The organism is Flavobacterium amnicola (assembly GCF_004122165.1).
Lineage (GTDB): Bacteria > Bacteroidota > Bacteroidia > Flavobacteriales > Flavobacteriaceae > Flavobacterium > Flavobacterium amnicola.
The window spans coordinates 474,116-496,832 of sequence record NZ_SBKO01000002.1; the positions used below are offsets into that span (position 1 = coordinate 474,116).

Genomic DNA, 22,717 nt, shown 5'->3' on the forward strand with positions numbered 1-22,717 from the left:
ATATTTTTGTTTACTTTATTATCTACGAAATTCTAGGACGTTTGGTTTAAATTTTTATCAAATTTATTTCAGTTCCAATTCAATAAATGTCAGCTACTTTGCAAAACTTGCGTTTTTATTCAAACTAAAGTTTATTTTTGCAATTCAAAATTGAAGTATGATAAATCCTTCAGCACATGGCTGGGTAGAAAAATTTTTCTTTGAGCAAAATTCAAAAAAAAATGGGGTCATAGATGATGCCAAATCATTCTATGAGAGCACTCGTGAAACAGGTTTTCTATTTGGATATACTACTCATTTTGTGACTGAAATTCCAATTGATTCAAATGGTTGGACGACTTCCGAATTCTCTAAAATCGCCTTACTCAACACTCTTTTTGGTATTTATCAATTGTCTGAAAAGAATAGAAATCAAGAACTATTTATTGCAAAATGTGTGGATTTTTATAAAGAATTGCACCCAAAAAAGACCGGTTTATTAGAAGTCATTTTACCAACCGATTCGCCCGCTAACAAATTAGAGAAAATCATCAGTTCTCGGATTCAAACCAACAATAACATTATAAGTAAAAACTTTTCTCATATTTTAACCAATGCGCTCTTATTTATTGATGTATTAGCCTTTAAAAAATATTTGGAAACCGAAGACATTTCCACCAAGTATTTCAAAAAAGCAGAAGAAATTATTGTCAACGTAGTCACTTTGGCCTTAAAAACGAAAGAAATTAAAACCAAATACGACGATTTACTGCAAAAATTATTTGAAACCTCTGTACGTTATTCAAAATTTAGCAATTCCGGAAAAACTAACTCACTAGAAGAACTCAATTTTTCTTATATCAAAGACGACTTTGAGAAATTTTATCTCATTGATATTGCCGGTATGGCCATGTGGAATGATGCTAAAATTGAAAATACCGAAAAAGATTTTTTGTATTTTTTAGCTGAAAAATTAAATGTTTCCAGAGATTTGGTCAATAAAAGTGTTGAAGATATGGATGCTTTTTTATCCAACAATAAAAAAGAAATTCCGTATTTTAATTACTCCAATCCGGTGAAGCATTTTTATGATCAAACCACTCATAACGTACAAACACTGATTACTCGAAACAAAGGAAGATTGTATACTGAAATTTCGCAAAGTAAAGAACTGATGCTCCTTTTAACGCAATCAACCGTTCGAGAATTGAATTCAGAAGAAAAGAAAAAAGTCAAAACCCAACTCTTAGATATTTGCAAAACGATTCCGTCATTAACCATATTTTTGGTGCCTGGTGGGAGTTTACTATTACCTATTCTGATAAAATTTATCCCGCAATTATTACCTTCAGCATTTAACGAAAATTTAAACAAAGAAAAGTAATAAGTAATTCTTATAATTTTTATTTTTGTATAAATTTTAATTATAAAAATGACTATTACGCAACTTCAATATGTTTTGGCAGTAGCCGAACACAAAAATTTTACCCTAGCCGCTGAAAAATGCTTTGTCACACAACCTACTTTGAGTATGCAAATTCAAAAAGTAGAGGAAGAATTAGGCATTACCATCTTTGATCGAAGTAAAAAACCGATTCAGTTAACCGATGTCGGTCAAAAAATCGTAGCACAAGCGAAAAATATTGTCAATGAAGCCGATAGAATGCAAGACATAGTAGACTTGCAAAAAGGATACATTGGTGGTGAATTCCGATTGGGTATCATTCCAACCGTAATGCCTACGCTACTTCCAATGTTTTTAAATACTTTTATTAAAAGATATCCAAAAGTAAAGTTGATTATTGAAGAATTAAATACTTCTGAAATTATTACAAAGCTTAAAAACGGACATCTAGATGCCGCCATAGCTGCTACTCCATTAGAAGAAGAAAAGATAAAAGAAGTCGTATTGTATTACGAACCGTTTATGGTGTATGTACCTGAAAGCCATCCGAAATTTGTGCAAAGCGAACTTACTATAGATGATTTGAATGTGGATGAAATTTTACTATTACAAGACGGCCATTGCTTTAGAGATGGGATTTTAAATTTATGTAAAAACAATTCAAGCACCGCAGAAAATAAATTCACAATTGAAAGCGGTAGTTTTGAAACCTTAATAAAATTAGCCAACGAAGGATTGGGAATTACCTTACTTCCCTACTTGCACACGGTAGATTTACCAGAAAAAGAAAAAACAAAATTAAAGCATTTTGCCGATCCGAAACCTTCAAGAGAAGTGAGTTTGATCTTTCCAAAAAACGAATTAAAAATTCACATTATTGAAGCGTTACGAACTACTATTTCGGGAGTTTTACGAGGAGCCATAGCGTTTCAAAATGTAGAAATTATTAGTCCGTTACAGAAGAAATAAAAAAAGGAGCTAAAAGCTCCAATTAAGTTAAGTTAAGTTCATTCCGATTTGAGTTAGGCATCAACAATACTAATGTATTGTCGTAATTCTGGTCTTTCACTTGTGAAATACAGCAGCCAATTTCTTAAATGCTCTAGTTCATAAGGAAATAAATTTCTAACAGCTTTTTTCAACTCTTTGGTAAAAAGTTTAGCATCAAAGCTCACTTTTTCAAGTACATTTTTGGTGTAATCATAAATCATTCTCGGCATAACTAATTACGTTTAAATAATGAAACACTTGATTAAGAACTCCTTATAAAAGTAATTAAAAACATCGATTAAATACAAATAAAATCGATGAAATGCATTTTTGATATTTATTTTGAAAATTCCACTTACAATTTCAATTCATTTTACATAAAAAAAGGAGCTTAAATTAAGCTCCTTTTGATTAGTTATTTAAATAAATTACACATTTCCTAAGTTCTGGTTTTTCTTTTGTAAAGTTCAAAAACCATTCTGTAAGTTCTTCAAGTTCGTAGGGCAAAAGTGCTTTCACAGCTTTTTCTAATTCCTTACAAAACAAGACAGGGTCAAAACTAACTCGCTCTAAAATCGACTTAGTATAATCAATCATTGATTTTGACATAAAATTATTATTTAGTGGTAATACTCAAATTTAAGAAAATAATTTAACTCTATTGTTATAGTTGTCTTAAAATTATTTCTTTTTTTTGTAAGCAATCATCATCTCTCTTTTTCCAGGTGGTCCTTCGACTTTTGTAACTGTAAAGCCCACTTCTTTCATGGATCGCTTCACCACACCTCTAGCGGCGTAGGTAACCAAAACACCGTTTTCTTTTAAGGCGTTAAACATCAGTTGAAAAATACCGGTGCTCCATAATTCTGGCTGAAACTGGTACCCGAAAGCATCGAAGTAAATCAAATCAAATTGATCAAAATCATCTATTTGATCAAAAAATTGTTTTCTCTTGGTTAATTTAAATGTTGGTGAAATTGGAATTGTTTCTTCCCAAGGTGAAGTATGTAATTTTTCAAAAGCAGTAGTATCCATCTGCAATTGATTGGAATAATTCATTGCCATTGCCTCTTCTAACGAAACGGGATAAGCCTCTACTCCTATATAGTCGATGGTTAAATTACTTTTTTGGGCTTCTAATAGCGTCACCAAAGCATTTAAACCGGTACCGAAACCAATTTCCAAAATAGAAACGGACTTCCCTTGCATTAAGTGAAGTCCGTTTTTAATAAATACGTGATAGGCTTCTTGAATGGCGCCATTTTTGGAATGATAACATTCCTCCCAATCTACTATTTGTATGGTGGTGGAACCATCAAGTGTTGTTATAATTTTTCGTTCCAATTATTTAATGTATAACTTTTTAATCCGAACAATTGGTCCGCCACATTTTACTTCATGACATTTCACACAAGCATCAATACTGGCATTAAAATGTTCCTTAGCATTGTTGGGATCACTATAAATCAATTCTTGGGATGTAATAAACATATTGGCGTGCAACTTAAAAAAATTGTCGTTTTCTTGCTTATCGGTCATCACCGCTTTGTGAATTTTCAAGAAATGTTGTGGAAATTTCCCAATAGTATCTCCGGCAATAATACGCTGTTTTAAACGCTCATTATCGGCATACATTTGCTCCATGAGCATTGCCATTTCCGACATTTGATACATCTCAAACTTTCCTTCTTTTTTAGGTAGCGTAGCATTTTCCTTTTTGTCAGTACAAGAAACAATAAGAAATGAAGCAACAACTAAAACTAATAGCCTCATTATGATTTTTTAATTAAAACACCATCAGCAACAAAAGCATAGGTCACTTTTGGTTTCTTTATAGCATCAATTTCTTTTTGCGATTTCTTTCCATCTTTTGCATAATGCTTTAATTCTTCCACAGAAACGATATCTACAAACGCTTTACCATTTACAATTGCACTACTTCCATCGGCATTTAAAGGAACAAAAAAACTGTAATCTTTAAATTTCACAAATGAATTTTCATTGTTCGCCAATTCCAAATTCATCCAACATCCTTTTTTCTTACATACATCTTTAATGTTTGCTATAAATTGAACGTTTATCGTGTCCCCTTTTTTAAGATTTTTATACTTCGACAACATTTTTTTTGGTGTTTGCAAATTGTTAACAGCAAACTTTTCTCCAAAAAGTGTGTAATCGTTTAATTGAATAAGTGATGATTTCTTGTTGTTTTGAGCATTCATTCCTGTTGATACTGCTAAAAGCACAAGGAGTAATAAACTAATTTTTTTCATGATTGTTTTACTTTTACATGTGTTTTACAAAAATAATAAGAAATCTTACAGTTTCTAAATTTATTACAACAGAAATCTTAATTATATCAAAATAAGACAACTATACGATACATTCCTTACTTCATTAAAAAAAATAACAGCTCAACTCTTAATTAATCATCAATATTTAAGGACAAAGTCTGTTTTTTATTAAATTAGCAAAAAATAATTTAGGTAATGAGCTTAGACACAACTAGCGAAATTGAAATTATCAAAGTAGCTACTTCAAAAATTGACCAAGTAGATTTCGAAACCCTTTCCTTTGGGAGTGTTTTTACTGACCACATGTTGGTTTGTGATTTCAGAAATGGTGCTTGGGAAAAACCGATTATTAAACCTTACGAACCCTTTTTATTAGATCCTTCAGCCAAAGTTTTTCACTATGGTCAGGCTATTTTTGAAGGAATGAAAGCGTATAAAATTGAAGACGATTCGATTTGGCTTTTTAGACCCGAAGAAAATTATGAGCGTTTTAATAAATCGGCGGTAAGAATGTGTATGCCAGAAGTACCTGAACACGTTTTTATTGATGGATTAAAACAAATACTTCAATTAGAAAAAGATTGGATTAAAAAAGGAAAAGGAAACACCTTATATATCCGTCCGTTTATGATTGCTATTGGAAGTGGTGTCATAGCACAGCCTTCTACACAATACCGTTTTATGATAATCCTTTCGCCTGCCAAAGCCTACTACTCTGGTGAGGTAAAAGTATTAGTGGCCGAGCATTATTCGCGTGCAGCGAATGGTGGAATTGGTGCTGCTAAAGCGGCTGGAAACTATTCTGGACAGTTTTATCCAACTCAATTGGCTCATAATGCAGGTTTTCAACAAGTTATTTGGACTGATGATGCCACGCATACCAAATTAGAAGAGGCTGGAACCATGAATGTTTTCTTCAGAATTAATGATACCTTATATACCGCTCCAACTAGCGAACGAATTCTTGATGGAGTTACTCGAAAAAGTTTGATTGACTTAGCAAGACGTGAAGGTATAAATGTAGAAATCCGTTCTGTTTTGGTTTCAGAATTAGTTGATGCAGCCAAAGACGGAAGTTTAAAAGAAATTTTTGGAGCTGGAACGGCAGCTGTAGTGAATCCGATTGTTGGTTTCCAATACAAAGATGTCTATTATGAATTGCCAAAAATGGAAAACTCATTTGCTTTAGATTTAAAAGAAAAACTGACTAATATTCAATACAAGCTAGCGGAAGATACTTTTGGCTGGACGGTTGAAGTTTAAATTTAGCCAAAATTTAAAAGGGATAAGAAAAAAGCAGAAATGAGTGTACAACTTATTTCTGCTTTTTAATTTTAATTCATCTTCTTGTACTTATGCCTTTTTACTTTTCATTCAGAATAACATCAAAATTGGGTTTAAAATAATTCGGTCCTTTTAATACTTTTCCATCTTCACGATAAATAGGATTTCCATCTTCGCCTAATTTACTCATATTACTACGCTGAATTTCGTCGAAAACAGCTTCAATTTTGTGTTGTAGTCCGTGTTCTATGATAGTACCACAAAGAATATATAACATATCCCCTAGTGCATCAGCAATTTCTACGATATCATTGTTTTGAACCGCTTCCAAGTACTCTTCGTTCTCTTCTTTCATTAAATTAAAGCGAAGTAGGTTTTTATTCTCACCCAAATCACCAGTTGGCTCGTTGTTAATCCCCAGTCCGAATGCGCTGTGAAACTCGTGAACAGCTTGTATTTGTTTTTGCATTTTCGATAATTTATTTGAAGCGCAAAATACAATTTCAATCAAACAATTTCCTATTTTTACACAAAAAAATATGTTCAGTCTCGGTCAGATACAATTTGCGGTTTTCTTTGCCATTACATTTATCATCGTTATGATTTTTTCCTACAGAAAAGATTTAAAACTTCACCAACAATATTACAAAGGCAGTATTTGGATCCTTTTTTTCTTTTTACTTTTTATTGCAGGATTGTTTGTAGTAAAAACTTTACTTAAAGATTAATAAAAAAAAGACTTTTTTTAACATTTTTTTTTAACTTTACGCAACCTCATTTCGATTTTAACATGAAGATTGCTAAATATATCTTTCTATTACTCCTTCTCATTAGCGGAACGATTTCGGTTTTTATCGCGACCAAAGACGGAAGTTATTTTATTCAGAAGCGTAAAATTATTGATGTTTCAAAGGATTTAGTGTATAAATATGTTGCCGATAAATCGAACTGGGATTCGATAAACCCTTGGAAAAGTGATTCATTCAAAATTATAAATCGAGAAAACACAGACACCGAAACTATTACGTATACGGTACTTTTAAATGAAGTTGAAAACGAATTAAAATTAGAAGTACGAGACACCTTAAACAAAAAAACTGTTGCCATTTGGTCTACCAAAGGAAAACAATCTTTTAAAGACAAACTTTTAAGTGTCATCGGTCGTGGTACTAAAAATGATTTTGAAGACCGATTTGAAGAAGCTCTAACCGCTATAAACAATACTCTTACAAGAGAAATTAATACTTTTTCTGTTGAAGTTAATGGCTTCGTGAAACGCGATACTATTTATTATATTCAAAGACCTATCGTTTCTAAATTAGAAGAAATTCCGAATAAAATAAAAACCAACTTACCGCAATTACAACACATTTTATCAAGCACAGGAACGCCTTCAAATGGTAATCCGTTTATTGTGTATCATTCCAAAGACACTTTAAATAATAAGTACACTTATTCCTTAGCCATTCCTGTAAAATCTAAAATTTACACTACGGCAGACAGTGATATTTTAACCGGACAAATAAATCCTTCAAGCACTATAAAAGCGACATTAACTGGAAATTACCATCATAAGCCGCAAGTTTACGAACAACTAAAAGCGTATATGGTGAAAAACAAGCTTGAAATTAGTGATAAATTCAAAGAAATTGAAGTTTTATTAAAAAGCAGTGCCACTGATAAATTGGCTTCCAAATGGGTGACAGAAATTTATCTGCCTGTGCGTCCAAAAGCCGTTACTAAACCAGTTGTGGCGAAACCAATCAATTCCGACTCCATTACTAAAGCAATCATCAAAGATGTTTTAGGAAAATAGAAAAAGTAGTCTAGTCTTTATTCTTTAATAAATCGGTAATTACTTTTTCGGCAGCATGCAATCCAAACAATGCAGGCATCCAGCTATTGGTACCGTAAAATGATTTTTTAAAGTTAGAACCATCTGTCTTTTTGATGCTACTATAATCAGGACGTTCGTAGGAATAAACTACCTTAACACCTCTGGAAATACCTTCTGCTTTTAAGCGCTTTCGAACGTTTTTAGCTAAAGGACAATAATCGGTTTTACTGATATCTTTTACACATACTTTACTGGCTTCAAATTTTCCACCAGCTCCCATATTACTGATAATTTTCACTTTTTTGCGTTTGGCTGCAATAATCAAATTCAGCTTAGGAGTAACACTATCAATACAATCCATTACATAATCGTAATCATTGGTAACGATTTCTGTTGCTCTTTCCGGAGAAAGAAATTCTTGCACTATAGTCAATTCGATTTCAGGATTAATATCTTTAATACGTTCGGCCATTAATTGTACTTTCGGCAAACCAACGGTGGTGTGCAAAGCAGGCAACTGTCTGTTAATATTTGTAATATCAACCACATCACCATCTACGATTGTCATTTTTCCTACTCCGGCTCTGGCAACAAATTCGGCTGCAAAAGATCCTACTCCGCCCATTCCTACGATTAATACATTTGCTTTTTTAAGCTTTTCCAAGCCTTCCGGTTTGAATAATAATTCTGCTCTTTCTTGCCAAATTGCCATCTTAATTTCTTTTAACGCTTCAAGTCAAATACCTTTAAAAAGTTTTCTTCCACTTGAATTTCAATATTTATATTTTTTATTTCTGATGCTTTAGCATACACTTCAAAAATGGTTTCCTCTATTGTATCTGTCTCTAAGAAGAATTTATCATTGGGTACCTTTTCAAAAACCGAAGCCAATTCTGGATTTCGAAGTAAATATTTACCGAATGACAAACAAAACCCATGATCTAACAGCGATTGTGCTACTTGAATATTTTTTGAGAATCCATGAATAATCATCGGAACCTCGATATTCATTCGTTTTCTTATTTCAATCACTTCTTGATATGCCGAAACGCAGTGCAAAATTACAGGTTTTTTATATTTTTTTGCAAGGATTACTTGTTTTTCAAAAATTTGGGTTTGGATTTCTAATGATGTTTCAATTCGTTTGTCTAGACCACATTCGCCTAAAGCCAAACAATTAGGATCTTGCAACTTGGCTTCAATTATAGCTAAATCGGCTTCTACTCTATCTAGATTAATATACCACGGATGAATTCCAATTGAAAAATAATGTGCAGCAGAATCAAATTCATTCGGATATTGATTGACAATTTCCAAAACATTTTCAGTACCCGAACTTTTGTGTGTATGAATGTTAAACTTCATTAATCGTGGTATTTTTTTACGCCTGCTTTTATTTCAATCTTTAAATCGTTTTCTTCCGGAACAATCGGACAAGAATACTTCTTATTATAAGCGCAATACGGATTATAGGCTTTATTAAAATCAATGATTACTTTGCTCGTTTTTGGGATAGTAAAGTCAATATAACGTCCTGCTCCATAACTTTCTACGCCATTAGTATAATCGGTAAAAGGTAAAAAGAGGTAATCTTCGTACTCCTTTTTCTTCATTAAATCTTGACTTTGGTATACAAACAATTCGAAATCTTTTCCGTCTATTTGGAAACGCAACAAACCATATACTTTATACTTTGGTTTTCTAGAAGTCGTAGTTCTCATTTCAAAAACCTTTCCTTTTTTTATTTTTACAAAAGTAGCTTCAACTATAAATTTATCGCTAATGGGATAAAAATCTAATTTTTCAAAATGCTTCAAATCTTCCTTTTCCAACGGACTAGAAATACTATCGGCAAATTCCTTGTTCAAGTTATCTTGGTATTCCTTTGACGTTAGTAGCTTTTTTTCTTGAGCAGAAACACAAAGAACAAACAGGCAAACAATTACAAAAAGAAAGTTTTTCATTTGATTTTTTTTCCAAAATTAGTTTAAAACTAATGAAGTGACAACATGTAATTTTCGTAAATTTGAGGTTTATCCTACTCAAATGCTTCAGAACGCCTTCAACCGCTACATAAATAACTTCCGAGGATTTTCAAGAGAAATTTGGATCCTTACGTTCATCACTTTCATCAATAGAGCTGGCACAATGGTGTTGCCATTCTTGTCTAAATATTTACATGAAGATTTGCATTTTTCGCTATCCCAAGTGGGAACTATAATGGTTTTTTTCGGCGCAGGATCGATGGTTGGCTCTTGGTTAGGAGGCAAACTTTCCGATACCATTGGGTTTTATAAAATCATGATTTTTAGTTTATTTTCAAGTGGTATACTGTTTATACTATTACAATTCATGACCAGCTTTATCGGATTATGTATTGGGATGTTTGTCATTATGGTTATTTCCGATATGTTTAGACCTGCAATGTTTGTCTCTATTGGTGCCTATTCCAAACCTGAAAACAGAACAAAAGCCTTAACACTTGTACGTCTTGCGATTAATCTCGGTTTTGCGGCTGGCCCAGCGTTGGGCGGACTCGTAATCATGCTTATTGGCTATAAAGCGTTGTTTTGGATTGACGGATTTACCTGTATTATCGCTATTTTGATCTTTTGGTTGAAAGTAAAAGAAAAGAAAAAATCAACCTATGCCGATAAAGAAAATCCAGGAGATGTGTTAACAGGTTCTGTTTTTAAAGATAAAATCTATTGGATTTTTCTGCTTTCTACCTTATTAGTGGGAATCATGTTTTTTCAACTGTTCAATACTATTCAAATTTATCATAAACATCAATTTGGACTGACAGAATTCCAAACCGGATTGCTCTTAACTTTTAACGGTGTTTTAGTATTTTTCATTGAAATGCCTCTGGTTAACTACATTGAACGAAAGCAAATCAATAAAGTAAAAGTAATTACACTGGGTGCCTTTCTAATGGCAATTAGTTTATACTTATTATTGTTCAATACTTGGGCTGGCATTTTACTCATTATGATGTTATTCATGACCTTTGCGGAAATGTTTTCGTTTCCTTTTTCGAATGGATTTGCCATGAGTAGAGCTCCCAAACACCAACAAGGTAGGTACATCGCTATTTTCACTATGACCTACAGTTTTGCACAAATTTTAAGTCCGAAAATTGGTTTCACTATCGTTGAAAAATACGGTTATCAAACCAATTGGATTTTTATGGGCTCGCTAGGTATTACCGCCGCTCTATTAGGTTACTGGGTTTACAATCTAGTTCAAAAAGAAAAACAAACCGTTAAAAATCAATAATTTAACTTTCTTATTTCTTTAAATAACTTAAAATTTAGTTAAATAACTATAAAAATAGTTTGCAAACTAAAAAAATAGTTATAAGTTTGGTATATCAAATTATCAATCATGCAAAAGTTAACAAATAAGGAAGAAGAGATCATGCAAATTATATGGAAGTTAAAAAAAGCTTTCGTAAAAGATGTTATGGCCGAAATAAAAGACGACCAACCTCATTACAATACGCTTTCTACTATAATTAGAAATCTTGAAGAAAAAGGCTTTGTGTCTCACAATGCTTATGGCAATACCCATCAATATTTTCCTGTAGTACAAATAGAAGAGTATCGCGAGAAATTCATGAATACAGCCATTGAAAATTATTTCAATAGTTCGTACAAAAATTTAGTTTCTTTTTTCGCAGAAGAAGATAAAATATCGGCAGAAGAACTACGAGAAATTTTAGAGATAATCGAGAAAAAACACTAGCATGGAAGCTATCTTTCTATTTTTCCTTAAAGCCAGCACACTTATCGGTGTCTATTTTTTAGCGTATTATTTATTATTAAGAAAAGAAACCTTCTTTACTACCAACAGATGGTTTTTATTGGCAGGATTACTGACTTCTGTTTTAATGCCGCTTTTCTTTATCAAAAAAGTGATTTGGATTGAAAGGAAAGAGCCAACCTTCAATGAAATGGTTCAATATTCAGAATCAGGTGCCGCCATCCCCACACCAGAAACCTTCAGTATCGATTGGAGTCAAATCTTGATTGCTTGCTATGCTATTGTGGTACTATTTTTAATCATCAAAATTGCAATTAGTCTTTTTTCACTTTTCAAATTACTAAATAACAAAGAGGTGGAAAAACATGACCGGTTTTCATTGGTCGATTTAAACGAAGATATAGCCCCATTTTCATTCTTCAATTACATTGTTTATAATTCTAATTATTACACAAACGATGAATTGAGAAGTATTTTGTTGCATGAAAAAATACACAGTCAAGAAAAACATTCTATAGATGTTATGATTGCCAAATTATTTTGCATTGTGTTTTGGTTCAATCCATTCGTTTGGTTGTACAAAAAAGCCATGATCCAAAATCTAGAATATATCGCAGATCAAAAAGCCTGCATACAAATAGACGACCGAAAGGTTTACCAAAAAGCGCTCTTAAAAGCGGTTACTCATCAAAACTGCTTATCAATTACTAATCAATTTTATCAATCATTAATCAAAAAACGAATTGTTATGTTAAACAAAAATCAATCACACAAAAAGAATTCATGGAAATACACCATTGTACTTCCGGTATTAGTAGCATTTTTTATTGCTTTTCAGATTAAAATTATCGCACAAGAAAAACAAAATTCAACTGTCGATAAAGTGAAAGTTTCTTCTCCTACACAAAATGTCACAGAAATGGTGTGGACAAAAAATAGTTCTGATGAAGAACTAAAAAGAGACATCGAATCCATGAAAAAAGAAGGTGTAAATGTTTCTTATTCTAAACTAAAAAGAAACAGCAAGGGAGAAATCACAGCGATAAAAGTCGAATTCAAAGACAAAAATGGAAAGGCTGGAGTGAATTATGTGATGAGCGATGAGCCTATTAAACCAATCTACTTAAGAAAAACGAATGATTACATAGGGTTTGCCACTTCAAGTAAAGCGAGAATCGTCTCCATCAACAAAAAGGATGGAAAACATGAGGAAGAAGAGTACAGTTTTTCATTTTCAGATGAAGATGAACTTGCGCCAATTGCTCCTTTAGCCGATCTTGAAATTCCTGAGCCACCAGTACCACCTGTTTATCCTTATAATAATTTAATGGACGCACCGAATGCTCCTACTTTCCCAAGAGTTCCGAATGCTCCACGATTTCCATCGGATGTACACGATGAAAAATCGATGGCTGCCTTTGAAAAAGAAATGGCTGTATTTGAGAAAAAAATGAAACTAGCGGAAAAAGAATTTGAAGCTAAAATGGAAATTTTCGAAAAAGAAATGAATGAAAATGATCCAAAGATGAAAAACTTCGAAAAGGAAATGGAGAAGTTTGAAGAAGCGATGGAAAAATACCAAGAACGTTATCAAGAGCAATTTCAGAATCGCCGTGAAATCGAAATTGAAAAAAGAGAAGCTATTAGAGATGCGCAACGTGAAGCACAACAAGAAGCCGCATATGCCAGAAGAGAAGCACAACAAGCCAGAAAAGAAGCGATGAAAGCACGTGAAGAGGCACTTAAAGATGCCGAAGCTGCCAGAAAAGACGCAATTAAAGAAAGAAAAAACAGAGAATAGTTATACCCTAAAATCATCAATCAAAAAGACTATCACAAAAAATGGTAGTCTTTTTTATTATTTTTTACAGAAATCCTTTTGGTTTCTTATCAAACGAATTACTATAAGTAGCGTTCCAAAAATCAGCCATGCAATTATTGATAAACACTGCCAAAAACCAAGTATTGCTCCCTTAAAAAAAAGTTAATTAACAAATTGCTAATATTTTTAAATTTAGAAAAAATATAAATTTGATTTCATTAATTAAAAAATTACAAATCATGAAAACAAATCTAAAAACATCCATTTTTGTATTTGTATCTTTTATAGTTTTTACTGCTGTGGGGGCACAAAACAAAATAGCAAAAAAAGAAACAAAAAACGCGAATACCATTACAATGCGTTGGGACAAAAATACTCCTGAGCAAGAAATGAATGATGACATCAAAGCCTTAAAAGAAGCTGGTGTTACGGTGAAATATTCTAATCTGAAAAGAAATAAAGAAGGTCAAATCACTTCTTTAAAAATAGAATATAAAGATGAAGAAGGAAATACGGGTTCTCAAGAATATAATGGAACCTCTCCTATCGCCGATATCTATTTATTTAAAGATGGAAATCAAACAGGATTTGGTCAGAACACTACTAATAACCGTATCGCTTTTCAAGATTTTGATTGGAATTTTGACAAAGAAAATGCCTTTGGATTTAAACAAGGTGGCTCCCAAAAGTCAAAAATTATTATAAAAAAAGACGGAAAAGATCCTTTAATAATTGAAGATGGAGAAGTTATTAAAGGAGCAGAAGGATATTCGGAAGAAGAAATCAATAAAATTAAAAAAGACCAAAAATTTGGATTAGGGGAAAACAATTCTTTTCAGTTTAATTTCAATTCTGATGATTTAAACAAAATGCAAGAGCAAATGAAAATTCAAATGGAAAGATTGAAACCGGGAGCTACGGAATTTATGTGGAAAGAAAACGATACTGACACTACCGATCCCGATTACAAAAAAGCAAAAGAGGAAATGCTGAAAGCGAAAGAAGAAATGCAAAAAGCACGAGAAGAACTTGAAAAGTCAAGACAAGAAATGCAAAAAGCAAAATCGGAGCTTAAAATGAGAAAAGCCTAAAAGTAAAGACTGCAAATCGCAGTCTTTTTTTATATTTACAAAAATAAAAGATGTATGTACAAGATATTAGCTAAACTAAACAAACTGATCTTGCCTAGTTTTTCGAAACAACGATTGGATTTAGCCAAAGCAAAGAAATGGCAAATGGCAATAATTGGGTGGAGATATTTCGTAACTACCAAGGCGTTAGGCAATTAATTTTGAGTTAAAAATTTAATCATTAATTTTTAAATTCTTATTTGCATATTAATCAAATATGCCTATATTTGCACCCGCAATCAGCAAGATATTTTCTTCCGATTACAAACAAAATGGCCTCGTGGCGCAACTGAATAGCGCATCTGATTACGGCTCAGAAGGTTACTGGTTTGAATCCAGTCGAGGTCACAAAAAGCCCACCAAATGGTGGGCTTTTTTTTATTTATAGCTCTTTCAATCATTCATCTATATATCTGATTTTTAGCTATATTTACATTCTTAAACATTTTTTTGTGAGCATTGAAAAGAAAATAACAGCTTTAATCAGTTGGTTTTTGTCACGTCCAAAAGCTTCAGGGTTTATTGTTTTTATTTCTCTATTTACATTCTTCAGTACAATACTATTCTTCAAATACCAGTCTTTACGACAAAATGAACAACACGAAATGGAAAGTATCCTGGGTGTTGTTAAAAGAAATATTGAGCAAAATTTAAAAAATAATTATACCGCCACTATCACTTTAGCCCTCAGTATTGATGATAATGGAAATCCTAAAAATTTTGAACAAATTGCGCAACAAATTTTATCGAATAACAATTATATAGATGCCGTACAATTAGTTCCTAATGGTGTCATAAAATATACGTATCCAACAAAAGGTAATGAAGCAGCTATGAATTTTGACATTCTTCATAGTCCATTGCATCGCCAAGCTGCCTTAAAAGCTATTAAAACAAAATCTATTTATTTCTCAGGTCCAGTTCAATTAAAACAAGGAGGTTTCGGTGTTGTTGGTCGTTTGCCCATCTTTAAAAAAGATAAATTTTGGGGCTTTTCTGCAGTAATTGTAAAATTCAAAACACTTATAAAATCTACAGGAATACCCTCTTTTAAAAAAGGAAAATTCTACTTTCAATTATCAAAAATAAACCCACTTACAAACAAGGAAGAGTTTTTTCTTGAAAACAAATCCGATTTAAAAGAGAAAAACTTTAAAAAAGTAGAAATTCCTGAAGGCGATTGGACATTGTACATCATTCCAAAAGAAACCAATCATTTACTGAGCTTTTCCCCTCTTATAGGTATTGCCTTTTTATTAAGTTCGCTTTGCGGAATTTTTACCACTACCCTTCTTAGAAGACCTTCCGAATTACAGCAATTAGTCGAAAAGCAGACCCGGAAAATTGCTGAAAGTGAATTTTTGTTCAAATCCATTTTTGAACACGCCGGATTAGGAATTATTCACACCAATTCTAATGACGGAACCTTTATTGAGACCAATGATAAATTTTGTGAATTAATCGGATACAGTCAAGAGGAAATTAAGGAGATGAATTTCATGATGATTACCCATCCAGACGATTTAGGGGAAGATCTGGAAAACATGAAAAAACTTCGTAAAGGAGAAATTGACCAATTTTCGATGGAAAAACGTTATTTTCACAAAAATGGAAATATAATTTGGGCCCGAATTACCATTTCGCCTTTGTGGAAAGCAAATGATAGTTCCAATAGCCATATTGCCATTATTGAAGACATTTCAAAAAGAAAAGAAACCGAAAAAGAAATTTTAGAATCCAAGCAAAAAGTCAATGACATTATTGATAGTATTGATGGTATAGTTTGGGAAGGTGGTTCGAAAGAGCCTGGAGTGAACTTTGTGAGTAAAAAAGCCGAAGCTATTTTAGGCTATACGCCCGAAGAATGGATTGCTGATAAAATGTTTTGGAGAAAAATGATTCATCCCGATGATCGAGACTGGGTAGTGGAATACAGTGATAAATGTGCCCACAATCAAACTCCTTTCGACTTTGAATACCGAATGATTCATAAAAACGGAAATGTTGTTTGGGTGCGCGATATTGTGAGTGTTTATCGTACTGAACAAAATTCGACTCGATTTAGAGGGATTTTGATTGATATTACCAAATCGAAACAATTCGAAATTGATTTGAATAATTCCTTAAAATTAGTCACCGAACAAAATAAACGATTGTTGAATTTTTCACACATCGTTTCTCATAATTTACGTTCCCACACCAGTAATATTGAATCGTTAATCAACTTAATTGAAATTAGCGAAGACGAAAACGAAAGAAATGAAATGCTCAGTTTATTAAAATCGGTTTCGGAAACATTGAGTCAAACGATGAACAACTTAAATGAAGTCGTTTCTATTCAAACCAATATCAATCCTGTTGTTGAACAACTAAATTTGAATAAATACATCACCAAAACGATAGAAGTACTGCACAATCAAATCATAAAAAATGAAGTCAAAATAGACAATTCCGTTTCCGATACTACAACCATTTATTTCAATCCGGCTTATCTAGAAAGTATATTGTTAAATTTTCTTTCAAACTCTATTCGATATCGCCATCCTGATAAAAAACCTGAAATTAAATTGCGTTCCTATTCCGAAAACAATTATATTGTGCTTGAAATTTCAGATAATGGTATTGGCATTGATTTGAAAAAGAACGGGAAAAAATTATTTGGTTTATATAAAACATTTACCAAAAACATTGAATCACGAGGTATTGGTCTCTTTATCACTAAAAATCAAGTGGATACCATGAAAGGAAAAATTGAAGTCGAAAGTACATTAAACGAAGGGACAACATTCAAAATATATTTTAACAATGCCGCTAAAGAAAATTTACATCATTGACGATGATCCAATTTACAAATTAGTAACGCAAAAGCTAATTGGTAAAACCAACCTTTTTAGTGAGCCAAAAGAATTCAACAATGGTAATGAAGCGATTACGTATTTTGAAGCGACCACTGATTTACCCGACATTCTACTGCTTGACTTAGAAATGCCCGAAATGGATGGTTGGGAATTTTTAGACGAATTTTGCAAACTGAAGAAAAAAATAGACAAACAAAGTACCGTTTATATTGCCAGCTCTTCTATTGCCTTGGAAGACAAATTAAAAGCTCAAAAATATGAATGTGTCAGAGATTTTTTGAGCAAGCCAATTAACTTGGATAAATTACAGAAAATAGCAGAAGAAGATTAGAATTGATACCGAGATTTTTTAATTCAATATAAAATAAAAAAAGCCCACCGTTTGGTGGGCTTTTTTTATTTTATAAAGTGTTTGATTATTTTTTAATCAATTTACTGTTTCTAAATCCGTAGGTGAAATACACTACTAAACCAACTAATAACCAAATTCCAAACCATTTCCAATTAGAAACGGCCATTCCTGTTAACAAATAACAGCACGAAACCAATCCTAATAACGGAATCAACGATAGATTTTTAGTAAATGCTAAAACAGACATTACAATGGTTAAAATGAAGAACGCTAACATTGGTAAATTGGCCGCTAAATTTTCAGCAGATAAATCAAATACATTACCAAAAAAATCAGGAACATAAAAATTCACCAATACTGCAGTGCTGATTACAATTAAAGGAAATATGAATTTTGAATTTACATAAGGTATTCTGAATTTGCCTTTAGTAGCTCTTTCGGCTAGTTCTGCTTCACTTTGAGGAGAAAGCATTAATACACCACCACAAACCAAAACAAAGGCAAACAAGGTACCGATTGAAGTAAAATCCAATACAAAATTCTCATCGGTAAAGAAAATAGGAATTCCTACTACTAAACCTGTTACAATACTAGCAAAACCAGGTGTTTTATACTTAGGATGGATTTCAGCAAATTTCTTAGGCATTAAACCGTCACGGCTCATGGTCATCCAAATACGAGGTTGTCCCATTTGGAAAACCAACATCACACTTGTCATGGCTACCACCGCTGCGATAGAAACTATAAATAACATCCATTTGATTCCTTTTATCGCAAAAATTTCAGCCAATGGATCGCTAACGCCTAATAAATCATACTTCACCATTCCTGTTAGCACCATCGCTAAGATGATATAGACTATGGTACAAATTATAAGAGAGTAAATCATCCCACGTGGTAAATCACGTTGGGGGTTCTCGCTTTCTTCTGCCAAAGTAGATACGGCATCAAAACCGATATAAGCAAAAAACACTGCCGAAACACCCGCCATTACTCCTCCGAAACCATTTGGCATAAATGGAGTCCAATTATCAATATCGATATAAAAAGCCCCCACAACAATAACTAATACAATAATAATCAACTTAATGTAAACCATTATATTACTTATGTTCTTGGATTCTTTAGTTCCTCTATAAATCAAATAAGTGATTAGCACATTGATCAACACAGCTGGAGCATCAAAAATAATTCTAAGTCCGCCCACAACAGGAGCATTTTGCCACGCCAACATCCCTTCTCCTGCTTTACTTTCGATAAATGCCGCATGAGCCGATTTGTAATTAATGGTTAGCCATTCCGGTAAATGAATTCCAAAAGTCTCTAATAAATTGGTAAAATAACCACTCCATGAAAAAGCGATATAGATATTCCCGATTGAATATTCCATTAATAAAGCCCAGCCAATAATCCAAGCGAAAATCTCTCCAAAAGAAACATAGGCATAAGTGTAAGCACTTCCTGAAACTGGGACACGAGAAGCAAATTCAGCATAACACATGGCGGTAAAACCACAAGCAATGGCACACATTACATAGAGTAAAATAACCCCAGGTCCACCTGAAAAACAAGCATTACCAATTGCCGAAAAAGTTCCTCCTCCGATAATTGCAGCTATCCCAAAAAACGTTAAATCCTTTACATTCAACACCTTATTAAGACCTGAATGTTCTCCGTCCCCACCTTGCTGCAATATTGTTCCTAACGGTTTTTTTCTAAATAAACTTAAAAATGACATATAATTTGTTTGGTTATTGTTAGTTAAAGCCAACAAATATATAAAACTTGGCAAATAAATAGTTTTTTTATTGGCTTTTACTTAATTCTTCTAAACTAAAAAGGTAGCCTATTACCAGACTACCTTTAAGGGTATTATTGTTTTTGGATATTTACACCGTATCAAAACGATCCAAATTCATCACTTTAGTCCAAGCGTTCACAAAATCGTTTACAAATTTTTCACTAGAATCACTCGAAGCATAAATTTCGGCGATAGCACGCAATTCGGAATTAGAACCAAAAATCAAATCGGCACGAGTGGCCGTCCATTTTGGTTCTCCTGTAGCACGATTCGAGCCAACAAATACTTCCCCAGCATCGTTCGTGGCTTTCCAAACGGTTCCTAAATCCAATAGATTAACAAAGAAATCATTGGTCAAAGTTGCTACATTTTTTGTAAGCACACCATGTTTAGAACCATCGTAATTAGCATTCAACACTCTCAATCCCCCTACTAGAACAGTCATTTCAGGAGCAGTTAAAGTTAATAATTGCGCTTTGTCTACTAACATTTCTTCCGTTATGGCTTTCGCATTTGAATTTCTATAATTTCTAAATCCGTCCGCCATTGGCTCTAACACGGCGAAAGAAGCTACATCGGTTTGCGCTAAAGTAGCATCACCTCTACCTGGAGTAAAAGGAACTTTCAGATTCTGTCCCGCGTTGCTGGCTGCTTTTTCAATCGCTGCATTACCACCCAACACAATCAAATCAGCAATCGAAACTAATTTATCGAATTCCTTTTGAATATTTTCAAGCACAGTTAACACCTTTTTCAATTGGGTTGGATTATTGGCTTCCCAGTTAATTTGAGGTTCCAAACGAATACGAGCTCCATTGGCGCCACCACGCTTATCAGAACCTCTAAAAGTGGAAGCCGAAGCCCAAGCTGTACTTACCAATTCGGAAATTGATAAACCCGAATCTAAAATTTTAGCTTTTAACGTTTCAATATCTGTATCGCTTAAATTTTTATTGCCTGCTGGAACTGGATCTTGCCAAATCAATACTTCACTTGGCACTTCAGCCCCTAAATAGCGGGCAATTGGTCCCATATCACGATGGGTTAATTTGTACCAAGCACGCGCAAATGCATCGGCAAATTTGTCAAAATTTTGGAAAAAATCTCTTGAAATCGGTTCGTAAATTGGGTCCATTCTTAAAGCCAAATCGGCTGTAGTCATCATCGGAGCATGTCGTTTTGTGGCATCGTGAGCATCTTCTACCAAAGTAGCTGCAGCTTCATCTGTCGGAATCCATTGATGTGCCCCTGCTGGACTTTTAGATAATTTCCAATCGTATTTGAACAAGGTTTCAAAATAACCGTTGTCCCAAGTCGTCGGATTCGGTTTCCAAGCACCTTCAATTCCACTGGTAATCGCATCACCTGCTTTTCCGCTACCAAAACTGCTTTTCCAACCCATCCCCATTTCTTCAATACTTGAGCCTTCTGGTTCTACACCCACTAAAGCATCATCACCAGCACCATGCGCTTTTCCAAACGTATGTCCACCTGCAACCAAAGCAACAGTTTCTTCATCATTCATCGCCATACGAGCAAAAGTCTCTCTGATGTCTTTAGCGGAAGCTAGCGGATCAGGATTCCCATTAGGTCCTTGCGGATTGACATAAATTAATCCCATTTGTACCGCTGCCAATGGTTTATCTAATTCACGTTCGCCTTTATAACGTTTATCGCCCAACCATTCCGTCTCATTTCCCCAGTTGATATCTTGCTCTGGCTCCCAAATATCTTCACGACCACCTGCAAATCCGAATGTTTTGAATCCCATAGATTCTAAGGCACAATTTCCTGCTAAAATCATTAAATCGGCCCATGAAATTTTATTTCCATATTTTTGTTTGATGGGCCAAAGTAAAAAACGGGCTTTGTCTAAATTTCCATTATCCGGCCAACTATTTACTGGAGCAAACCGTTGATTTCCTGTACTAGCACCACCACGACCATCAGATATTCGATAGGTTCCCGCACTGTGCCAAGCCATACGAATAAATAAAGGTCCGTAATGTCCATAATCGGCTGGCCACCAATCTTGCGAAGTCGTCATCACTTCAAAAATGTCTTTTTTAATAGCACTTAAATCTAATTTTTTGAATGCTGAAGCATAATTAAACCCTTTATCCATGGGATCGGATAAAGAAGAGTGTTGACGTAAAATCCCCAAGTTCAATCGATTGGGCCACCAATCTTTGTTCGAAGTACCAGCTCCGGCGGTTTGTTTCATTTGTCCGTTATGAAAAGGACATTTACTTTCATTCATGTTGTTTTCGTTTCCGTAGTTTTCCATATTTGATTGATTTTAATATTCTTTCAATTGAAATACTAATTTACTCAATATTCTCTATGAATTTTAGTTTTAAAATAGATATTAACTATTATACAATTGTCTTTTTTCAATGATTTTAAGGCTTAATCGTCACAAGAGATAATTTCTATAATCCTATAGAAAATTATAATTAAAAGCTTTTTATTAAGACACTTTTGATACTATTTTTGCAGCATCAAAAAAATAACATTTTAACCCTATAGATTATGTCATTAGTTGGAAAAAAATTCCCAAACATTACCGTAGACGCCATTTCAGAAATGGGAGACAATTTAAGAATCAACATTCTTGAAGAAGCAACCAAAAACAACAAAAAAGTAGTTTTATTCTGGTATCCAAAAGATTTTACTTTTGTTTGTCCTACTGAATTACACGCTTTTCAAACAGCACTTCCTGAATTCGAACAAAGAAACACTATCGTTATTGGTGCTTCTTGCGATACTAACGAGGTACACTTCGCTTGGTTAAATACGCCAAAAAATAATGGTGGTATTGAAGGTGTGACATATCCTTTATTAGCGGATACGACTCGTAATTTATCTAGAGCTTTAGATATTTTAGATGTAGAAGAAGTATACGACGAAGCTTCAAATGATATTTTATTTGAAGGATCTAACGTAACGTTCCGTGCAACCTACTTGATTGACGAAACAGGTAAAATTTTCCACGAAAGTGTTAACGATATGCCATTAGGTAGAAATGTAAACGAATATTTACGTTTAATTGACGCTTACACTCACGTTCAGACTAAAGGTGAGGTTTGTCCTGCTAACTGGGAAGAAGGTAAAGAAGCAATGAACGCTGATCGATTAAGTACAGCAGCATATTTAGCTCAGAACTAAGAAATAGAATTTCAATACAAATGGCAATAGCG

General features: G+C 33.4%; 23 protein-coding genes and 1 tRNA gene. 13 read left to right on the top strand and 11 right to left on the bottom strand.

From position 1 onward, the window contains the following. Positions 1–157 precede the first annotated feature (157 nt). Entirely contained in the window at positions 158–1,363 is a 1,206-nt protein-coding gene (locus tag EQG63_RS07665; RefSeq protein ID WP_129435769.1) for an LETM1-related biofilm-associated protein, read from the top strand. Between the two features lie 48 nt (positions 1,364–1,411). After that, positions 1,412–2,353, top strand: a complete 942-nt coding sequence (locus EQG63_RS07670) for a LysR substrate-binding domain-containing protein (protein WP_129435770.1) — start codon at positions 1,412–1,414, stop codon at positions 2,351–2,353. Between the two features lie 53 nt (positions 2,354–2,406). On the opposite strand, the gene EQG63_RS07675 is transcribed toward EQG63_RS07670, so the two are convergent. From EQG63_RS07675 to EQG63_RS07695, 5 genes are all read right to left on the bottom strand, one after another. After that, the gene (locus EQG63_RS07675; protein ID WP_129435771.1) at positions 2,407–2,604 is read right to left on the bottom strand and encodes a hypothetical protein; all 198 of its coding nucleotides are present in this window, start codon (positions 2,602–2,604) and stop codon (positions 2,407–2,409) included. 181 nt (positions 2,605–2,785) lie between these two features. Further along, positions 2,786–2,983 (bottom strand): hypothetical protein, encoded by a 198-nt coding sequence (locus tag EQG63_RS07680; protein WP_129435772.1) that lies wholly within the window; start codon positions 2,981–2,983, stop codon positions 2,786–2,788. A gap of 72 nt (positions 2,984–3,055) precedes the next feature. After that, positions 3,056–3,718 (bottom strand): tRNA (5-methylaminomethyl-2-thiouridine)(34)-methyltransferase MnmD, encoded by a 663-nt coding sequence (gene mnmD / locus EQG63_RS07685; protein ID WP_129435773.1) that lies wholly within the window; start codon positions 3,716–3,718, stop codon positions 3,056–3,058. Next, positions 3,719–4,147 (bottom strand): hypothetical protein, encoded by a 429-nt coding sequence (locus EQG63_RS07690; protein WP_235827820.1) that lies wholly within the window; start codon positions 4,145–4,147, stop codon positions 3,719–3,721. It abuts the gene before it with no gap. After that, on the bottom strand, positions 4,147–4,647 hold the full coding sequence (locus tag EQG63_RS07695; protein WP_129435775.1) for a DUF4920 domain-containing protein: 501 nt from the start codon (positions 4,645–4,647) through the stop codon (positions 4,147–4,149). The genes EQG63_RS07690 and EQG63_RS07695 overlap by 1 nt, the downstream gene beginning before the upstream one ends. Before the next feature lie 216 nt (positions 4,648–4,863). Between EQG63_RS07695 and EQG63_RS07700 the strand changes: the two genes are divergently transcribed. Beyond that, positions 4,864–5,931 carry a branched-chain amino acid aminotransferase gene (locus tag EQG63_RS07700; RefSeq protein ID WP_129435776.1) on the top strand — a complete coding sequence of 356 codons (1,068 nt, stop codon included), beginning with the start codon at positions 4,864–4,866 and terminating at the stop codon, positions 5,929–5,931. Positions 5,932–6,031: 100 nt separating this feature from the next. Here the strand turns inward: EQG63_RS07700 and EQG63_RS07705 are convergent, their stop codons facing one another. Next, on the bottom strand, positions 6,032–6,421 hold the full coding sequence (locus EQG63_RS07705; protein ID WP_129435777.1) for a pyrophosphohydrolase domain-containing protein: 390 nt from the start codon (positions 6,419–6,421) through the stop codon (positions 6,032–6,034). 321 nt (positions 6,422–6,742) lie between these two features. On the opposite strand from EQG63_RS07705, the gene EQG63_RS07715 reads away from it, so the two are divergent. Next, positions 6,743–7,768: a GyrI-like domain-containing protein gene (locus tag EQG63_RS07715; RefSeq protein WP_129435779.1), complete on the top strand. Its 1,026-nt coding sequence runs from the start codon at positions 6,743–6,745 to the stop codon at positions 7,766–7,768. A gap of 10 nt (positions 7,769–7,778) precedes the next feature. Here EQG63_RS07715 and EQG63_RS07720 read toward each other — a convergent pair whose 3' ends face one another. Genes EQG63_RS07720 through EQG63_RS07730 form a run of 3 tightly spaced genes read right to left on the bottom strand, consistent with a single transcriptional unit; the run spans position 7,779 to position 9,753 of the window. Beyond that, positions 7,779–8,501, bottom strand: a complete 723-nt coding sequence (locus EQG63_RS07720) for a tRNA threonylcarbamoyladenosine dehydratase (RefSeq protein WP_129435780.1) — start codon at positions 8,499–8,501, stop codon at positions 7,779–7,781. Between the two features lie 11 nt (positions 8,502–8,512). Beyond that, on the bottom strand, positions 8,513–9,154 hold the full coding sequence (locus tag EQG63_RS07725; protein WP_129435781.1) for a TatD family hydrolase: 642 nt from the start codon (positions 9,152–9,154) through the stop codon (positions 8,513–8,515). Continuing rightward, positions 9,154–9,753, bottom strand: a complete 600-nt coding sequence (locus EQG63_RS07730; protein WP_129435782.1) for a DUF1684 domain-containing protein — start codon at positions 9,751–9,753, stop codon at positions 9,154–9,156. The genes EQG63_RS07725 and EQG63_RS07730 overlap by 1 nt, the downstream gene beginning before the upstream one ends. An 82-nt stretch (positions 9,754–9,835) precedes the next feature. Between EQG63_RS07730 and EQG63_RS07735 the strand changes: the two genes are divergently transcribed. The 8 genes from EQG63_RS07735 (at position 9,836) to EQG63_RS07770 (ending at position 17,695) form a co-directional block, all read left to right on the top strand. Continuing rightward, complete coding sequence (locus EQG63_RS07735; RefSeq protein WP_129435901.1) at positions 9,836–11,068, top strand: MDR family MFS transporter; 1,233 nt, start codon at positions 9,836–9,838, stop codon at positions 11,066–11,068. A gap of 108 nt (positions 11,069–11,176) precedes the next feature. Beyond that, a complete protein-coding gene (locus tag EQG63_RS07740) occupies positions 11,177–11,536 on the top strand; it encodes a BlaI/MecI/CopY family transcriptional regulator (RefSeq protein ID WP_129435783.1) in 360 nt (119 codons plus the stop codon). 1 nt (position 11,537) lies between these two features. Next, positions 11,538–13,355 carry a M56 family metallopeptidase gene (locus EQG63_RS07745; protein ID WP_129435784.1) on the top strand — a complete coding sequence of 606 codons (1,818 nt, stop codon included), beginning with the start codon at positions 11,538–11,540 and terminating at the stop codon, positions 13,353–13,355. 260 nt (positions 13,356–13,615) lie between these two features. Beyond that, positions 13,616–14,467 (top strand): hypothetical protein, encoded by an 852-nt coding sequence (locus EQG63_RS07750; RefSeq protein WP_129435785.1) that lies wholly within the window; start codon positions 13,616–13,618, stop codon positions 14,465–14,467. 54 nt (positions 14,468–14,521) lie between these two features. Continuing rightward, positions 14,522–14,665: an SsrA-binding protein gene (locus EQG63_RS07755; RefSeq protein WP_129435786.1), complete on the top strand. Its 144-nt coding sequence runs from the start codon at positions 14,522–14,524 to the stop codon at positions 14,663–14,665. A gap of 115 nt (positions 14,666–14,780) precedes the next feature. Beyond that, positions 14,781–14,854: transfer RNA gene (locus EQG63_RS07760), tRNA-Arg, on the top strand. Between the two features lie 257 nt (positions 14,855–15,111). Then, complete coding sequence (locus EQG63_RS07765) at positions 15,112–17,340, top strand: sensor histidine kinase (RefSeq protein ID WP_129435787.1); 2,229 nt, start codon at positions 15,112–15,114, stop codon at positions 17,338–17,340. Continuing rightward, positions 17,312–17,695: a response regulator gene (locus tag EQG63_RS07770; protein ID WP_129435788.1), complete on the top strand. Its 384-nt coding sequence runs from the start codon at positions 17,312–17,314 to the stop codon at positions 17,693–17,695. Before EQG63_RS07765 ends, EQG63_RS07770 begins: the two co-directional genes overlap by 29 nt. A gap of 85 nt (positions 17,696–17,780) precedes the next feature. Here EQG63_RS07770 and EQG63_RS07775 read toward each other — a convergent pair whose 3' ends face one another. Together EQG63_RS07775 and katG are read right to left on the bottom strand one after the other, a co-directional pair. Then, the gene (locus EQG63_RS07775; protein ID WP_129435789.1) at positions 17,781–19,454 is read right to left on the bottom strand and encodes an amino acid permease; all 1,674 of its coding nucleotides are present in this window, start codon (positions 19,452–19,454) and stop codon (positions 17,781–17,783) included. Between the two features lie 151 nt (positions 19,455–19,605). Continuing rightward, positions 19,606–21,804, bottom strand: coding sequence for a catalase/peroxidase HPI (gene katG, locus EQG63_RS07780; RefSeq protein ID WP_206733261.1), 2,199 nt, complete (start codon positions 21,802–21,804; stop codon positions 19,606–19,608). Positions 21,805–22,049: 245 nt separating this feature from the next. Here katG and EQG63_RS07785 point away from each other — a divergent pair, with 245 nt between their 5' ends. Next, on the top strand, positions 22,050–22,685 hold the full coding sequence (locus EQG63_RS07785; protein ID WP_129435790.1) for a peroxiredoxin: 636 nt from the start codon (positions 22,050–22,052) through the stop codon (positions 22,683–22,685). The last annotated feature ends 32 nt before the right edge of the window (positions 22,686–22,717 follow it).

Bases quoted from the DNA above. Each gene is read 5' to 3' on its own strand.
- EQG63_RS07785 (WP_129435790.1), top strand. From the start codon at position 22,050: ATGTCATTAGTTGGAAAAAAATTCCCAAACATTACCGTAGACGCCATT.
- EQG63_RS07735 (WP_129435901.1), top strand. From the start codon at position 9,836: ATGCTTCAGAACGCCTTCAACCGCTACATAAATAACTTCCGAGGATTT.
- EQG63_RS07750 (WP_129435785.1), top strand. From the start codon at position 13,616: ATGAAAACAAATCTAAAAACATCCATTTTTGTATTTGTATCTTTTATA.
- EQG63_RS07720 (WP_129435780.1), bottom strand. From the start codon at position 8,501: ATGGCAATTTGGCAAGAAAGAGCAGAATTATTATTCAAACCGGAAGGC.
- EQG63_RS07765 (WP_129435787.1), top strand. From the start codon at position 15,112: ATGGAAAGTATCCTGGGTGTTGTTAAAAGAAATATTGAGCAAAATTTA.
- EQG63_RS07695 (WP_129435775.1), bottom strand. From the start codon at position 4,647: ATGAAAAAAATTAGTTTATTACTCCTTGTGCTTTTAGCAGTATCAACA.
- EQG63_RS07715 (WP_129435779.1), top strand. From the start codon at position 6,743: ATGAAGATTGCTAAATATATCTTTCTATTACTCCTTCTCATTAGCGGA.
- EQG63_RS07770 (WP_129435788.1), top strand. From the start codon at position 17,312: ATGCCGCTAAAGAAAATTTACATCATTGACGATGATCCAATTTACAAA.
- EQG63_RS07675 (WP_129435771.1), bottom strand. From the start codon at position 2,604: ATGCCGAGAATGATTTATGATTACACCAAAAATGTACTTGAAAAAGTG.
- EQG63_RS07745 (WP_129435784.1), top strand. From the start codon at position 11,538: ATGGAAGCTATCTTTCTATTTTTCCTTAAAGCCAGCACACTTATCGGT.
- katG (WP_206733261.1), bottom strand. From the start codon at position 21,804: ATGGAAAACTACGGAAACGAAAACAACATGAATGAAAGTAAATGTCCT.
- EQG63_RS07690 (WP_235827820.1), bottom strand. From the start codon at position 4,147: ATGAGGCTATTAGTTTTAGTTGTTGCTTCATTTCTTATTGTTTCTTGT.
- EQG63_RS07730 (WP_129435782.1), bottom strand. From the start codon at position 9,753: ATGAAAAACTTTCTTTTTGTAATTGTTTGCCTGTTTGTTCTTTGTGTT.
- EQG63_RS07700 (WP_129435776.1), top strand. From the start codon at position 4,864: ATGAGCTTAGACACAACTAGCGAAATTGAAATTATCAAAGTAGCTACT.
- EQG63_RS07725 (WP_129435781.1), bottom strand. From the start codon at position 9,154: ATGAAGTTTAACATTCATACACACAAAAGTTCGGGTACTGAAAATGTT.
- EQG63_RS07755 (WP_129435786.1), top strand. From the start codon at position 14,522: ATGTACAAGATATTAGCTAAACTAAACAAACTGATCTTGCCTAGTTTT.
- EQG63_RS07670 (WP_129435770.1), top strand. From the start codon at position 1,412: ATGACTATTACGCAACTTCAATATGTTTTGGCAGTAGCCGAACACAAA.
- EQG63_RS07740 (WP_129435783.1), top strand. From the start codon at position 11,177: ATGCAAAAGTTAACAAATAAGGAAGAAGAGATCATGCAAATTATATGG.
- EQG63_RS07665 (WP_129435769.1), top strand. From the start codon at position 158: ATGATAAATCCTTCAGCACATGGCTGGGTAGAAAAATTTTTCTTTGAG.
- EQG63_RS07705 (WP_129435777.1), bottom strand. From the start codon at position 6,421: ATGCAAAAACAAATACAAGCTGTTCACGAGTTTCACAGCGCATTCGGA.
- EQG63_RS07680 (WP_129435772.1), bottom strand. From the start codon at position 2,983: ATGTCAAAATCAATGATTGATTATACTAAGTCGATTTTAGAGCGAGTT.
- EQG63_RS07775 (WP_129435789.1), bottom strand. From the start codon at position 19,454: ATGTCATTTTTAAGTTTATTTAGAAAAAAACCGTTAGGAACAATATTG.